Origin of the sequence: Mycobacterium attenuatum (genome assembly GCF_900566085.1) — a bacterium.
Lineage (GTDB): Bacteria > Actinomycetota > Actinomycetes > Mycobacteriales > Mycobacteriaceae > Mycobacterium > Mycobacterium attenuatum.
Map to the genome: position 1 here is coordinate 138,328 of NZ_UPHT01000032.1, position 14,562 is coordinate 152,889.

At 67.6% G+C, this 14,562-nt stretch carries 10 protein-coding genes and 1 pseudogene; 6 read left to right on the forward strand and 5 right to left on the reverse strand.

From position 1 onward, the window contains the following. Positions 1 to 90 precede the first annotated feature (90 nt). From guaB to EET13_RS05585, 3 genes are all read left to right on the forward strand, one after another. Positions 91 to 1,710, forward strand: a complete 1,620-nt coding sequence (gene guaB / locus EET13_RS05575) for an IMP dehydrogenase (protein ID WP_122441337.1) — start codon at positions 91 to 93, stop codon at positions 1,708 to 1,710. 9 nt (positions 1,711 to 1,719) lie between these two features. Further along, positions 1,720 to 2,859 (forward strand): GuaB3 family IMP dehydrogenase-related protein, encoded by a 1,140-nt coding sequence (locus tag EET13_RS05580; RefSeq protein ID WP_122441338.1) that lies wholly within the window; start codon positions 1,720 to 1,722, stop codon positions 2,857 to 2,859. 161 nt (positions 2,860 to 3,020) lie between these two features. Next, positions 3,021 to 4,766: a GMC oxidoreductase gene (locus EET13_RS05585; RefSeq protein WP_122441339.1), complete on the forward strand. Its 1,746-nt coding sequence runs from the start codon at positions 3,021 to 3,023 to the stop codon at positions 4,764 to 4,766. Positions 4,767 to 4,773: 7 nt separating this feature from the next. Here the strand turns inward: EET13_RS05585 and EET13_RS05590 are convergent, their stop codons facing one another. Beyond that, positions 4,774 to 5,676, reverse strand: a complete 903-nt coding sequence (locus EET13_RS05590; protein ID WP_122441340.1) for a TauD/TfdA dioxygenase family protein — start codon at positions 5,674 to 5,676, stop codon at positions 4,774 to 4,776. 59 nt (positions 5,677 to 5,735) lie between these two features. On the opposite strand from EET13_RS05590, the gene EET13_RS05595 reads away from it, so the two are divergent. Then, the gene (locus tag EET13_RS05595; RefSeq protein ID WP_122441341.1) at positions 5,736 to 6,299 is read left to right on the forward strand and encodes a TetR/AcrR family transcriptional regulator; all 564 of its coding nucleotides are present in this window, start codon (positions 5,736 to 5,738) and stop codon (positions 6,297 to 6,299) included. A gap of 6 nt (positions 6,300 to 6,305) precedes the next feature. Here EET13_RS05595 and EET13_RS05600 read toward each other — a convergent pair whose 3' ends face one another. From EET13_RS05600 to EET13_RS05615, 4 genes and pseudogenes are all read right to left on the reverse strand, one after another. After that, positions 6,306 to 8,669, reverse strand: coding sequence for a glycoside hydrolase family 65 protein (locus EET13_RS05600; protein ID WP_122441342.1), 2,364 nt, complete (start codon positions 8,667 to 8,669; stop codon positions 6,306 to 6,308). Then, a pseudogene (locus tag EET13_RS05605) lies at positions 8,666 to 9,465 on the reverse strand (beta-phosphoglucomutase family hydrolase). The gene EET13_RS05600 and the pseudogene EET13_RS05605 overlap by 4 nt, the downstream one beginning before the upstream one ends. A 73-nt stretch (positions 9,466 to 9,538) precedes the next feature. Beyond that, a complete protein-coding gene (locus EET13_RS05610) occupies positions 9,539 to 10,429 on the reverse strand; it encodes a class I SAM-dependent methyltransferase (RefSeq protein ID WP_122441344.1) in 891 nt (296 codons plus the stop codon). Between the two features lie 55 nt (positions 10,430 to 10,484). Beyond that, positions 10,485 to 12,047 carry an MFS transporter gene (locus EET13_RS05615; protein ID WP_122441345.1) on the reverse strand — a complete coding sequence of 521 codons (1,563 nt, stop codon included), beginning with the start codon at positions 12,045 to 12,047 and terminating at the stop codon, positions 10,485 to 10,487. 79 nt (positions 12,048 to 12,126) lie between these two features. On the opposite strand from EET13_RS05615, the gene EET13_RS05620 reads away from it, so the two are divergent. Both EET13_RS05620 and guaA read left to right on the forward strand, forming a co-directional pair. Beyond that, positions 12,127 to 12,783 (forward strand): winged helix-turn-helix transcriptional regulator, encoded by a 657-nt coding sequence (locus tag EET13_RS05620; protein ID WP_122441346.1) that lies wholly within the window; start codon positions 12,127 to 12,129, stop codon positions 12,781 to 12,783. A 35-nt stretch (positions 12,784 to 12,818) separates the two neighbouring features. Further along, on the forward strand, positions 12,819 to 14,381 hold the full coding sequence (gene guaA, locus EET13_RS05625) for a glutamine-hydrolyzing GMP synthase (protein ID WP_211189027.1): 1,563 nt from the start codon (positions 12,819 to 12,821) through the stop codon (positions 14,379 to 14,381). The last annotated feature ends 181 nt before the right edge of the window (positions 14,382 to 14,562 follow it).

The window sequence follows — 14,562 nt, forward strand, 5'->3', positions numbered from 1 at the left end:
TCTCACATTGCCCCGCGGCGCGCGTGGTGACCCGGACACGAGCCGATAGGATGGGTTTCTCACTCCGCATGCGTATGGAGGGCCCCCCGAATGTCCCGTGGCATGTCTCGCCTGGAAGAAAGCTCCGACCTGGTCGGCAGCCCGTATGTGCATGATGCGCACGTCGGTGGCCTGACCGGTGACTCGGTGCCGACCGGTGGCGACGACCCGCACAAGGTGGCCATGCTGGGGCTGACGTTCGACGACGTGCTGTTGCTGCCCGCGGCCTCCGATGTGGTGCCCGCGACCGCCGACACCTCCAGCCAGCTCACCAGGAAGATCAGGCTCAAGGTGCCGCTGGTCAGCTCGGCGATGGACACCGTCACCGAATCTCGCATGGCGATCGCGATGGCCCGCGCCGGCGGCATGGGTGTGCTGCACCGCAACCTGCCCGTCGCCGAGCAGGCCGGGCAGGTCGAAATGGTGAAGCGCTCAGAGGCCGGCATGGTCACCGATCCGGTCACATGCCGGCCGGACAACACCCTGGCTCAGGTGGACGCGCTGTGCGCCCGGTTCCGGATCTCCGGGTTGCCGGTGGTCGACGACGACGGTGCGCTGGTGGGCATCATCACCAACCGCGACATGCGGTTCGAGGTCGACCAGTCCAAGCAGGTCGCCGAGGTGATGACCAAGGCCCCGTTGATCACCGCCCAGGAGGGCGTCAGTGCGTCGGCGGCGTTGGGCCTGTTGCGCCGGCACAAGATCGAGAAGTTGCCCGTCGTGGACGGGAGTGGCCGCTTGACCGGCCTGATCACCGTGAAGGACTTCGTCAAGACCGAGCAGCACCCGCTGGCCACCAAGGACAAGGACGGCCGGCTGCTGGTCGGGGCCGCCGTCGGGGTCGGCGGCGATGCCTGGGTACGCGCCATGATGCTGCTGGACGCCGGGGTCGACGTGCTGGTCGTGGACACCGCGCATGCCCACAACCGGCTGGTGCTCGACATGGTCCGCAAGCTCAAGGCTGAAGTCGGCGACCGGGTCGAGGTGGTGGGCGGCAACGTCGCCACCAGGTCGGCGGCCGCGGCCCTGGTGGACGCCGGGGCGGATGCGGTCAAAGTGGGCGTCGGCCCGGGCTCGATCTGCACGACCCGGGTGGTGGCCGGCGTCGGCGCACCCCAGATCACCGCGATCCTGGAAGCCGTCGCGGTGTGCCGGCCGGCGGGCGTGCCGGTGATCGCCGACGGAGGACTGCAGTACTCCGGCGACATCGCCAAGGCGCTGGCCGCCGGTGCGTCGACGACCATGCTGGGCTCGCTGCTGGCAGGCACCGCCGAGGCGCCCGGCGAGCTGATCTTCGTCAACGGCAAGCAATACAAGAGCTACCGTGGCATGGGATCGCTGGGCGCCATGGCGGGCCGGGGTTCCGGCCCCGCGGCCAATTCCTATTCCAAGTCCTATTCCAAGGACCGCTACTTTGCCGACGACGCACTATCCGAAGACAAGTTGGTGCCCGAGGGGATCGAGGGCCGGGTGCCGTTCCGCGGCCCGCTGAATTCGGTGATCCACCAGCTGACCGGCGGTCTGCGCGCCGCGATGGGATACACCGGCTCACCCACCATTGAAGTGCTGCAGCAGGCGCAGTTCGTCCGGATCACATCGGCGGGGCTCAAGGAGAGCCATCCCCACGACGTCGCCATGACCGTCGAAGCACCCAACTACTACGTCCGCTGACCCCGCATCATGGTCGAGATCGGCATGGGCCGCACGGCGCGGCGCACCTATGAACTCAGCGACATCAGCATCGTGCCGTCCCGGCGGACCCGCTCGTCGAAAGACGTCTCCACGGCGTGGCAGCTCGACGCCTACCGGTTCGAGATCCCGGTGCTGGCACACCCGACGGATGCGCTCGTGTCGCCGGAGTTCGCGATCGAGCTGGGCCGTCTGGGCGGGCTGGCGGTGCTCAACGGCGAGGGACTGATCGGCCGGCATGCCGACGTCGAAACCAAGGTCGCGCAGCTCTTAGAAGCCGCGGCGGCGGCCCCCGAATCCCCGGCGGCAATCCGGCTGCTGCAGGAGCTGCATGCGGCCCCGTTGAACCCCGAGTTGCTCGGCGCCGCCGTCGCGCGCATCCGCGAAGCCGGAGTGATCACCGCGGTGCGGGTCAGTCCGCAAAACGCCCAGTCGTTGACCCCCGTGCTGCTGCAGGCCGGCATCGACCTGCTGGTCGTCCAGGGCACGATCGTCTCGGCTGAGCACGTGGCGCGGGATCAGGAGGGGGCCGGTGAGCCGCTGAATCTGAAGACCTTCATCGCCGAGCTTGACATTCCGGTGGTCGCCGGTGGGGTGCAGGACCACCGCACGGCGCTGCACCTGATGCGCACCGGGGCCGCCGGCGTGATCGTGGGCTACGGCTCCACCCAGGGTGTGACCACCACCGACGATGTGCTGGGCATCAGCGTGCCGATGGCCACCGCGATCGCCGATGCCGCGGCCGCCCGACGCGAATACCTCGACGAGACCGGCGGCCGTTACGTGCACGTGCTGGCCGACGGCGATATCCACACCTCCGGTGAGCTGGCCAAGGCCATTGCCTGCGGGGCCGACGCGGTGGTGCTGGGCACGCCGCTGGCCGAGGCGGACGAGGCACTGGGCCGGGGCTGGTTCTGGCCGGCCGCGGCGGCCCACCCGTCGTTGCCGCGCGGGGCGTTGCTGCAAATCGCGGTGGGTGAGCGGCCGCCGCTGGAACGACTCCTCAACGGACCGTCCGACGACCCGTTCGGCACTCTCAACCTGGTCGGCGGGCTACGCCGGTCGATGGCCAAGGCCGGTTATTGCGATCTCAAGGAATTCCAGAAGGTCGGCCTGACGGTCGGCAGCTGATCCCGGCCAGCAGACGCAGAATCGCACGCGCGGGCCCCGCGCTGTGCGATTCTGCGTCTGCTGGCGGACAGCTGGCCCGGCGCGCCTCGGCGATGCCGATCGGATGCTGCTACCAGGTGGCCCCTTGACGGGCCGAGTGTAAAGAAGGTCATACTGCAGCGATGAAGCCGGATTATGACGTCCTGATTATCGGTTCGGGTTTTGGCGGCAGCGTGAGCGCGCTGCGATTGACGGAAAAGGGCTATCGGGTGGGCGTATTGGAGGCCGGCCGCCGGTTCTCCGACGCGGAATTCGCCAACACGTCATGGGACCTGCGCAGGTTCCTGTGGGCACCACGGCTGGGCTGTTATGGGATTCAGCGCATTCACCCGTTGCGCAACGTGATGATCCTGGCCGGCGCCGGCGTGGGCGGCGGATCGCTGAACTACGCCAACACGCTGTACGTACCGCCGGAGCCGTTCTTCAACGACCAGCAGTGGCGCCACATCACCGACTGGCGCGACGAGCTGATGCCGCACTATAAGCAGGCCCAGCGGATGCTCGGCGTGGTGAAAAACCCGACCTTCACCGACGCGGACCGCATCGTCAAGGAGGTCGCCGACGAGATGGGGTTCGGCGACACCTGGGTGCCGACCCCGGTCGGGGTGTTCTTCGGTCCCAATGACACCAAGACGCCGGGCAAGACCGTGCCCGACCCGTATTTCGGCGGCGCAGGTCCGGCTCGTACCGGCTGCATCGAATGCGGCGAGTGCATGACGGGCTGCCGCCACGGCGCCAAGAACACGCTGGTGAAGAATTACCTGGGCCTGGCGGAATCGGCTGGGGCAGAGGTGATTCCGATGACGACAGTGAAAGGCTTCGAGCAGCGGCCCGACGGGTTGTGGGAAGTTCGGACCGTTCGCACCGGTAGCTGGGCGCGCCGGGACCGGCGCACCTTCACCGCCACGTATCTGATTCTGGCCGCGGGCACCTGGGGGACTCAGCATCTGCTGTTCAAGATGCGCGACGCCGGCAAGCTGCCCCGGCTCTCCAAACGCCTGGGCGTATTGACCCGCACCAACTCCGAGTCGATTGTCGGTGCCGCGCGGCTGAAGGTCTCACCGGACCTGGACCTGACGCACGGGGTGGCCATCACGTCGTCGATTCATCCGACGCCGGACACCCACATCGAGCCGGTCCGCTACGGCAAGGGGTCCAATGCGATGGGGCTGCTGCAGACGTTGATGACCGACGGGACCGGTCCCGAAGGCACCGACCTGCCGCGCTGGCGGCAGCTACTGCACCAGGCCGGCGAGAATCCGCGCAAGATGATCCGGCTGCTCAATCCGCGGCAGTGGAGCGAGCGGACCGTGATCGCGCTGGTGATGCAGCACCTGGACAACTCGATCACCACGTTCACCAAGCGCGGAAAGCTGGGCGTCCGCTGGTACTCCAGCAAGCAGGGACACGGCGAACCCAACCCCACTTGGATCCCGATCGGCAACGAGGTCACCCGACGCATCGCCGCCAAGATCGACGGCGTGGCCGGCGGCACCTGGGGCGAACTGTTCAACATCCCGCTGACCGCACACTTCCTCGGTGGTGCGGTGATCGGGGACAGCCCGCAAAGCGGCGTCATCGACCCCTACCACCGGGTCTACGGCTACCCGACGATGTTCGTTGTCGACGGCGCCGCGATCTCGGCCAACCTGGGCGTCAACCCGTCGCTGTCCATCACGGCCCAGGCCGAGCGTGCGGCTTCGCTGTGGCCGAATAAGGGCCAGAACGATCAGCGGCCGCTGCAGGGCGACGCGTACCGCAGGCTGGATCCGATCGAGCCGGAGCATCCGGTGGTTCCCGCCGATGCGCCGGGGGCGTTGCGGTGGTTGCCGATCACTCCGGTCAACACCGCAGCGGACGCGGGTTAGCGGGCACTCAGCCGGCCAGAGCCAGTGGCGCGCCGCTGACCACGCGGCTGCGCCGGCCGTGCACGTCGACGGGCACGTCGCCCATCAGGGTGACCCGGTGCATGAGCCGACGCTGGTCGTCGTAGTCGTCGATGGCCCGGTGCTGGGTTGCCCGGTTGTCCCAGATCGCCACATCACCCGGCTCCCAATTCCAACGAATCGTGTTCTCCGGCATGGTGATTCGTTGCTGCAGCAATTCGAAAAGCACGCTTGATTCGTGGCTTTGCAGTCCGACGAAGTTGCGCACGAAGGCGCCGGCCAGCAGGGTGGGCTCACCGGTTTCCGGGTGCACCCGCACCACGGGATGCTCGGTCTGGAAATCGGGCTTCTGGAACGCCTGCCGGTGCGCCAGCTGCGCCTCGGTCAGTGGTCCGGTTTGCGCGTAGGTTTGCGCGTAGTCGTGGCGGTTGGTGTGCAGCGCCCACAGGTTCTCGACCAGGCACACCAGCGGTTCGGGCAGGTCGGCATAGGCCGTGGCGGTATTGGCCCACAGCGTCGACCCGCCATAGCCGGGCAGGGTGACCGCTCGCAGCACCGAGGCCGCCGGGTAGTTGGCGGCGAAGGTGACGTCGGTGTGCCAGCGGTTGGCCTTGCTGTAGTCGGAGTTGATCGGGGTGATGATCGGCGCGGTCTCGGCGGCCAGAACCGAGGCGGCCGGGTGGCCGATCGGGGTACCCAGCAGGCCGGCGAACGCGAGCTGCTGCTGGTCGTCGAGGTGGTGCTGGTCGCGGAAGAAAATTACCTTGTGGGTCAACAGTGCGGTGCGGATTTGCTCGACTGCGGCCGGTGCGAGGTCGCCGCCAAGGCGTACGCCGTCGATTCGAGCACCGATACGGCTGCTCAGTTTGTACACGGCAATCAAGTCGGTCATTGCTGTCATCCTCGAGAAGTACCGGTGTAGTCAATTGACTACACCGGTAGTGTAGTCGCATGACTACACGTTCGGCAACCGATCGCCGGGCGGCACCGTCGGGGCGCGACGAGGTGGCCGTTGCGGTTTTGGAGGCCGCCGCCGACCTGTTCGCCGAACGCGGGCCGGCCGCAACGTCCATCCGAGACATCGCCGCCCGATCAAAGGTCAACCACGGGTTGGTGTTTCGGCATTTCGGGACCAAAGAACAGCTCGTCGGCGCCGTGCTCAATCATCTCGGGGCCAGTCTGACCGCGCTGCTGCGCTCCGGGGCACCCGCGGATGCGCTCGACCGCGCGCTCGACCGCCAGACGCGGGTGTGGGCGCGGACGCTGCTCGACGGATATTCGGCCGAGCAACTGCAGGCGCGTTTTCCCAACCTCGCCGAACTGCTCGACTACGTGCGAACCCGCCACCACGACGATGCCAGTGCGCGCCTGGCCGTCGCCAATGCCGTTGCGCTGAGGCTGGGTTGGCGGCTATTCGAGCCCATGCTGCGTTCGGCGACCGGTGTGCAATTGTCGGACACCGAACTGCGGCAGGCGGTGCAAGCCGAGGTCGAACGGATCCTCGAACCGCGCTGAGCCTCCTCAGTGGCCGCCGATGCGCCGGCGGTGGATCGGCTCGCGGCCCGGTGGTTGCGGCGGTGGCGGCAGCAGCGGCTTGCGCGGGCGCACCGCGATGGTCGACGGCGACGACGTGTCCAGTTTGATCTCTTCGCCGGCGTGCCGGATTGTCAGCTCACCGCCGGGCCCGTCGCGCAGGGTGTAGGTGACGTCGGCGTGGTTGGCGTCGACAGTCACCCCGAAGCCGCGCCACCGCAGCCGGAACCGCAGCCGCGAAATGCCGTCGGGCAGTTGGGGATCGATGGACAGCACGCCTTCGTCATCTCGCAGCCCTCCGAAGCCCCCCACCAGCGCCGTCCAGGCACCGGCCAGCGAGGCCATGTGTAAGCCGTCACGGGTGTTGCGGTGCAGGTCGCGCAGGTCGATCAGGGCCGCTTCGTAGGCATAGTCATGGGCCAGCTCCAGATGCCCGACCTCGGCGCACATCACCGCCTGGGTACACGCCGACAGCGACGAGTCGCGCACCATCCGCCGCTCGTAGTAGTCGACGTTGCGCGCCTTCTGTTCCGGCGTGAAGGCATGACTCTGGAACTGCATGGCCAATACCAGGTCGGCCTGCTTGATCACTTGCGCGGGGTAAAGCCGCACATAGGCCTCGTGCAGCAGCAGCGGGTAGGTGGTATTGGCTTCGAAGTCCCACTCGGCGAACGTGGTGAACCCCTCGCATTGCTGGTGCACCCCCAGCTCTTCGTCGTAGGGGATGTTCACGGCGTCGGCGGCGTCGCGCCAGGCGGCCATCTCTTCGGTCGTGACGCTCATGGCTTCGGCCGTCTCCGGGTGGCGTAGGCACGCGTCGGCGGCGGTAACCAAGTTGTGCGCGGCCATCAGGTTGGTGAAGACATTGTCACGCACGACGGCGGTGTACTCGTCGGGACCGGTGACCCCGTCGAGATGCCACACGCCGTGGCGGTCATGGTGGCCCAGCGAGAGCCACAGCCGGGCGGTTTCGACCAGCACGGCCAGGCCGCAATCCCTTTCGAGCGAGTGGTCGCCGGTGACGGTCCGGTACCGCTCGAACGCCATCGCGATGTCGGCGTTGATGTGCCAGGCGGCCGTGCCGGCCGGCCAGTAGGCCGAGCACTCCTCCCCGCGAATGGTTCGCCAGGGAAACGCGGCGCCGTCGAGGCCGAGCTCGGCGGCGCGCTCTTTGGCGAGGTTCAGCGTCGACGCCCGCCACCGCAGGGCGTCGGCAACCGCGTGCGGCGCGGTGTAGGTCAGCACCGGCAGCACGAAACCTTCGGTGTCCCAGAAGGCATGCCCGTCGTAGCCGGTGCCGGTGAGCCCTTTGCTCGGGATGGCGCGACGCTCGGCGCGTGCGCTGGCCTGCAGCAGGTGAAACAGCCCGAAGCGGACCGCCTGCTGGGATTCGGGGTCGCCCTCGACCTCGACGTCCGCGTTCTCCCAGAAGTCGTTGAGGTAGGCGCGTTGCGCATCCAGCAGGCCCTGCCACCCGCTGTAGCGGGCGCCGTGCAGCGCGCCGGCCGCCTGGTCGCGCAACGCCGGGCGGGAGCGCAGGCTGGACCAGCCGTACGCCAGATACTTGACGATGCGCAGCTTTTGTCCCGGGCGCAGCCCGCAGATCACCGTGGTCCGGGCCAAGTCGGCGCGGGCGTCGGTGTTGATCTCGACGCGCCCGGGGACCTCGACCTCGTGGTCCATCGCGGCGGCCATCATCAGGGCGCTACTGCGGGTGCGGTGCATGAGAAGTGCGCCGCAGTCGGTGTATTCGTGGTCGACGGCCTCCAAGGGGTTCTCCAGGATCGCCGACACCCGCGGATCGGCGGAGGTCTCCGGTTGGTCCTCGTTGGTGACAAGTTCGGATTGCACTGTGACAAGCGAGAATTCGCCGACGGCTTCCACCACGTACTCGATGGCCGCGGCGGCGCGGTGGGCCAGGGACACCAGCCGCGTGGACACCACTTTGACCTGCTTGCCCGCCGGCGAGCACCAGTGCGCCCGGCGGGTCAGCGTCCCGGCACGCAGATCCAGAACCCGTTCGTGCGAGATCAACGTGCCGTAGCGGACGTCGAACGGCTCGTCGTCGACCAGCAGTCGCACGATCTTTCCGTTGGTGACGTCGACGACGGTCTGGCCGGCCTCCGGATATCCGTATCCGGCTTCGGCGTAGGGCAGCGGCCGGATTTCGAAGAAGGAGTTCAGGTAGGTGCCGGGCAGACCGTAGGGTTCGCCTTCGTCGAGGTTGCCGCGCAGGCCGATGTGCCCGTTGGACAGCGAGAACAGCGATTCCGACTGCGCCAGCAGGTTCAGGTCGAGCTTGGTCTCGCGGACTCGCCACGGTTCGACGGGGAAGGCTTCTTCGGTGATCATCGGAGACCTTGTCCCGCCAGCAGCTCGGCGAGATCGTTGACCACCACGTCGGCGCCGTTGCGCCGCAAGTCCTCGGCCTGCCCCACTCGGTCGACTCCCACCACGAAGCCGAAGTTACCGGCCCGGCCGGCCTGCACACCGGATAACGCGTCCTCGAACACGGCGGCCGCGCCCGGATCGGTGTCGAGCAGCTGTGCCCCGCGCAGAAAGGAATCGGGGGCCGGCTTGCCGGCGATGTGCTCTTCGCGCAGCCGGACGCCGTCCACGCGCTGCTGGACGAACCGGTCCAACCCGGTGATCTCGAGCACGTCGCGAGTGTTGGCGCTCGACGACACCACGGCGATGCCGAGCCCGGCCGCGGCGGCCGCTTCCAGATAACGCCGCGACCCGTCGAACACCTCGACCCCCTCGTCGCGCAGGACCTTTTGGAACATGTCGTTCTTGCGGTTGCCCAGCCCGTAAACCGTCTCGGCTTCGCCCGGGTCGTCCGGATTTCCGTCGGGCAGCTGAATTCCCCGACTGTCCAGGAAGGACCGCACGCCGTCCTCGCGCTTCTTGCCGTCCACGTATTGGCGGTAGTCGGCGGCCGGGTCGAAGGGGACGAAGGGTTTCCCGGTGCGCTGAGCCCGTGCGGAAAGGTACGCGTCGAACATGGCCTTCCAGGCCTTGGTATGCACGCTGGCGGTGTCGGTGAGGACACCGTCGAGGTCGAACAGACAGGCGCGCACTTTGTCGGGCAGACCCAGCACCGGAGTACCTCGCTTTCGGGGTGGTTCAGGCGGTACCACTCCACCATGCTTACCTGTGTGCCGCCAGTGATTCGCGCCAGGCTCCCCGGAGGGCCATTCGCCGTGGCCCGGCGGTCCACACTAGTTACCCGAAATGTTGGCCACCTCGGGGCAACCGGCGTGGGCCTGATCAATCCGTCGGGCTGCGCAACCATAGCCGTGCGCTTCGGTTGCCCGCGCGACGCCCTGGATGGCGCGCAGGCGTCCGTCCGCCAGCGCGCGCGTGAGGTTCTCGGCTTTTCGCCTGAAGTCGGGGACGAAAGCGTGCAGGCCCAGCGGTGCGGCGGGCCGCGCCAGCAGGGTTTGCATCATGGCGGCCGCTTGATCGGTGAGGTCGTTCCAGGCTTCGATCGCAAAGCCGTTGGACTCGATGACGGTGCGTAACTGATCGTGGGTGACCAGCTGGCTGCGAGCGGGCTTGTCGGCCCAGGGCAGCGGGTAGCCGAGTTCGGCGGGCTCGCCAATCGCAATGTCCCACAGCATAAGTCGTCCACGGTCGGCGAGCACCCGGTGCGCTTCGGTGTACAGTTGTGTCTTGTCGGCGACGTTCATCTGGACATGCTGGCTGATGACGACGTCAAAGGTGCCATGGGCGAAGGGAAGCTCGGTGACGTCGGCCTGCGCAACCGTGATCCGGTCGTCCAGGCCGACGAGTCCGTTGAGCCACCGATTGGTTTGGCAGTACTCGTCGGTCAGATCGACCGCGGTGACCGGGCAGCCGCAGCGGTCGGCGACGAAGCGCGCGGTGCCGCCGATTCCGCTGCCCGCGTCGAGAACGTGGTCGCGGCAGGTGATTTCGGCCAGCTCCACCAATTGCGTGGTGGCGTATCGGCCCATCGTGTGAAAGTCTTCCAGCGGCCCGAGGTCGGCCGGTATGAGATGGTTGAGGTCTTTCCCGGCTGCGACGAGCGCGTGCTCGATGTTATGCCGGGAAAGGCCGGTCCGATATTGGGACGCGATGGTGGTGTTCATGCCGCCGTCTCGCCGATCCGGCCCGTGGCGCCGGTTACTGGTACGCGCTTGTGTGTCATCGGATTTCCCTTTCCAGTTGGTGCTGGTCGAACGTTGTGATGTCTGGTTGCTCGGCCCGCGGCGGCAACAGCCACGCGACGACGACCGCCGCGGTCAGCGCGATGCCGGCACACACCAGCGTGCCCGCCCGCAGGCCGTCCAGGAATGCATGCTGGACGGCATCGTGGATGGCGGTGTTGCGCGCTGGAAGCTGTCCGATCACCTTGTCCGCCACAGCCATTGAGCGTTGCATGGCTGAGCGGAGGTCATCGGGCAGCCCTGCCAGCACGGCCGCCGAGGCCAGCCGGCCGGAGTACACGGAAGCAAAGACACTGCCGACGATGGCGACACCGAGGGTGCCGCCGAATTCCCGCGTGGTGTCGTTGACCGCCGAGCCCACCGCGGCCTTGTCGACGGACAGGGAGCCCATGATGGCCTCGGTGGCCGGTGCCGTCGTCAGGCCCAGACCGCCGCCGAGCAGCAGCATCTGCATTGCGATCTCGAGGTAAGGCGTCGCCGCATCGACCGTGGCCGCCCAGACCAGGCCGGCGGCGAACACCACCAGTCCGGTGGCGACGACGGCGGTGGTGCCGACCCGTTGCACCAGCCGCGGACCGGCGATGCTGGCCAGCGCGATCGAGGCGGCGACCGGCAGCAACCGCACCCCGGTCGCAAAAGCGCTGTAGCTCTTGATGAATTGGAAGTACTGGGTGATGACGAAGATGAACCCGAACAACGTCAAAAAGCCCGCCGTCACCGCCAGGCTGCCGCCCGAGAAGCGCCGGTTGGCGAACACCGACACGTCCAGCATGGGATGGGTGCAGCGCCGCTCCCACAGCGCGAACCCGAGGAGAACCGTTACGGCCACGGCGAATCCGGTTACCGCGCGGGTACTGGTCCATCCCCAGCTGGGTGCCTGGATGACGGTGTAGACCAGGGCGGTGATCCCAGCCGCCGACAGCAGCAGGCCGGCGGCGTCGACGCGGGGCGTTGCCGGGTCGCGCGAGGTGGGTACGAACAGAATGCCGCCGGCGATGGCCGCCACCGCAATCGGGATGTTCACCATGAAGATCGATCCCCACCAGAAGTGTTCAAGTAGCCAGCCGCCGGTGATGGGCCCCACGGCGACCCCGACACCGACCATGGCCGCCCACAATCCGATCGCCTTGGCGCGTGGTAGCGGGTTGGTGAAGATGTTGGTGATCAGTCCCAGCGTGGTCGGGAAGATCACCGCCGCGCCGACACCCATCGCGGCTCGCGCCGCGATCAGGGCATCTGTCGAATTGACTTGCGCGGCAACACCTGAGGTGATCGCGAACAGCGCGAGGCCGGCGACGAGCCAGCCCCGCCGGCCGTAGCGGTCGGACAGGCTGCCGGCCGACAGCAGCAGGCCCGACATCACCAGGGTGTAGGCGTCGACGATCCATTGCAGCGCCGCGGTGTCGGCGCCGAGTTGGCGCGACAGCGTAGGCAGGGCGACGTTGACGATGGTGGCGTCGACGCTGATGACAAAGACGGACAGGCAGATGACGGCTAGCGCGGGAATCGGGTGCGGGCGGATGACCGGTCGAGTGTTCATGGACAAGACGCTAAAGTTATTAGACAAATAAATCAAGTATGAACTTGAGAAAGTTGTCTAAGCCGGTTAGGCTGGCAGCGTGGCTGCCCGCAACTACAACCAGAACTGCCCCATTGCGCGCGGGCTCGACGTCCTGGGTGAGCGATGGACCTTGCTGATCCTGCGCGAGCTGGTCGGGGGAGCCCGTCGCTACGGTGACCTGCGCGCCGAGCTGCCCGGCATTGCCACCAACCTGCTTGCCGAGCGGCTCAAAGAACTTCACGACGCCGGACTCGTCGACCGGACCGACCTGCCGGCCCCGGTCGGGCGCACCGTCTACACCCTCAGCGACCTCGGCTGGCAGCGGGTGCTGCCCGTCTTGCAGAGCCTCGCCTGGTTCGGCCTGGACCGGGTTGATCCGATCGACAGCGGTCCGGTGTCACCGTTGAACGGGTTTCTTGCCGGAATCCTGTTGGGCTTCAACTCAACCGGCGCTGCCGGCGTGGCGGCGACGTGCCGTGCCGAGATCGACGGGCGCCGTTTCGAGTTCGCCGTCACCCAAGGACGTCTGGCCGGCGCTGTCGGCCAACCTTCGGTCACCATCACCGCCAGCGCGGCCGATCTGCTCACCGCTCGCCTCGGGGCGGGCGACGCCGAGCGCGCCGCAGCGCTGCGCCGGATCAGGTTTGCCGGTGACCAGCGCGCCATTGACGCGCTGCGCAGCGTGTTTTCGCTGCCGGAGGCCGTCTCGTCGTGAGCGGGCCAGGCGGATTTCGGTAGCCGTTAGACTCAGTGCCCGTGAAATCAGCCTCGCCGCGGCCGGTGCTCGTCGTCGATTTCGGTGCGCAATACGCCCAATTGATCGCCCGGCGCATCCGAGAATCCCGGGTGTATTCCGAAGTGATCCCGCATACCACCGCCATCGAGGAGATCAAAGCCCGTGATCCGCTGGCGCTGGTGCTGTCCGGCGGGCCGGCCAGCGTCTACGCCGAGGGCGCCCCGCAACTTGACCCGGCGCTATTCGACGTGGATGTCCCCGTCTTTGGCATCTGCTACGGGTTTCAGGCGATGGCCCAGGCCCTCGGCGGGACCGTCGCGCACACCGGCACCAGCGAATACGGCCGGACCGAGCTGAAAGTCCTCGGCGGTCAACTGCATTCGGATCTACCCGCGGTTCAGCCGGTGTGGATGAGCCATGGTGACGCGGTGACGGCCGCCCCGGACGGATTCGAGGTGGTGGCCAGCAGCGCGGGTGCGGCGGTGGCCGCCTTCGAAAACCGGCAGCGGCGCCTGGCCGGGGTGCAATACCACCCGGAGGTGATGCACACCCCGCACGGACAGCAGGTGCTCGGCCGGTTTCTGCATGAGTTCGCCGGGATCGGCGCGGAGTGGACGCCGGCCAACATCGCCAACGCGCTGATCGAGCAGGTGCGTGCGCAGATCGGCGACGACGGTCATGCGATCTGCGGCCTTTCCGGCGGAGTGGATTCCGCGGTGGCCGCGGCGCTGGTGCAGCGCGCCATCGGGGACCGATTGACCTGCGTCTTCGTCGACCACGGGTTGCTGCGCGCGGGGGAGCGCGCGCAGGTGGAACGCGACTTCGTGGCTGCCACTGGGGCCAACCTGGTGACCGTCGACGTGGCCGACACCTTCCTGTCGGCGCTGTCGGGGGTGAGCAATCCCGAGGGTAAGCGCAAGATCATCGGCCGGCAGTTCATCCGGGCCTTCGAGGGCGCGGTGCGAGATGTGTTGGATGGCAACAAGGTTGACTTCCTGGTGCAGGGCACATTGTATCCGGACGTGGTGGAATCCGGCGGCGGCAGCGGCACCGCGAACATCAAGAGCCACCACAATGTCGGCGGCCTGCCCGACGACCTGAAGTTCACCCTGGTCGAGCCGCTGCGGCTGCTGTTCAAAGACGAGGTGCGCGCGGTGGGACGGGAGCTGGGTCTGCCCGAGGAAATCGTTGCGCGCCAACCATTTCCGGGGCCGGGCCTGGGTATCCGGATTGTCGGTGAGGTCACCGCTGCGCGGCTGGACACGCTGCGGCGCGCCGACTCGATCGCGCGCGAGGAACTCACGGCCGCAGGTTTGGACAACCAGATCTGGCAATGCCCGGTGGTGCTGCTGGCCGACGTCCGTTCGGTCGGCGTGCAGGGCGACAACCGCACCTACGGGCATCCGATCGTGCTGCGCCCGGTGTCCAGCGAGGACGCCATGACCGCTGACTGGACCCGGGTGCCCTACGAGGTGCTGGAGCGCATCTCGACCCGCATCACCAACGAGGTGCCCGAGGTCAACCGCGTGGTGCTGGACGTCACCAGCAAGCCGCCGGGCACCATCGAGTGGGAGTAGCCGGAAGTAACGTCACCCCAGGGCCGGGCGCCGAAACTGCCGCCACGGTCGTGGCCCGGACATCGACCGCGGCCATGGCGGTTACGTCTGGACGAATTCGCGCCTGCCGTAGCTGATGGTGGCCGCCGCCAACCGTGATCTCGATACCGCCCGCCACCTCGTCGAGCAGGCCGGCGGGTCC

Coding starts and splice junctions, on each gene's coding strand:
- guaB (WP_122441337.1), top strand. CDS start 91: ATGTCCCGTGGCATGTCTCGCCTGGAAGAAAGCTCCGACCTGGTCGGC.
- EET13_RS05580 (WP_122441338.1), top strand. CDS start 1,720: ATGGTCGAGATCGGCATGGGCCGCACGGCGCGGCGCACCTATGAACTC.
- EET13_RS05585 (WP_122441339.1), top strand. CDS start 3,021: ATGAAGCCGGATTATGACGTCCTGATTATCGGTTCGGGTTTTGGCGGC.
- EET13_RS05590 (WP_122441340.1), bottom strand. CDS start 5,676: ATGACCGACTTGATTGCCGTGTACAAACTGAGCAGCCGTATCGGTGCT.
- EET13_RS05595 (WP_122441341.1), top strand. CDS start 5,736: ATGACTACACGTTCGGCAACCGATCGCCGGGCGGCACCGTCGGGGCGC.
- EET13_RS05600 (WP_122441342.1), bottom strand. CDS start 8,669: ATGATCACCGAAGAAGCCTTCCCCGTCGAACCGTGGCGAGTCCGCGAG.
- EET13_RS05610 (WP_122441344.1), bottom strand. CDS start 10,429: ATGAACACCACCATCGCGTCCCAATATCGGACCGGCCTTTCCCGGCAT.
- EET13_RS05615 (WP_122441345.1), bottom strand. CDS start 12,047: ATGAACACTCGACCGGTCATCCGCCCGCACCCGATTCCCGCGCTAGCC.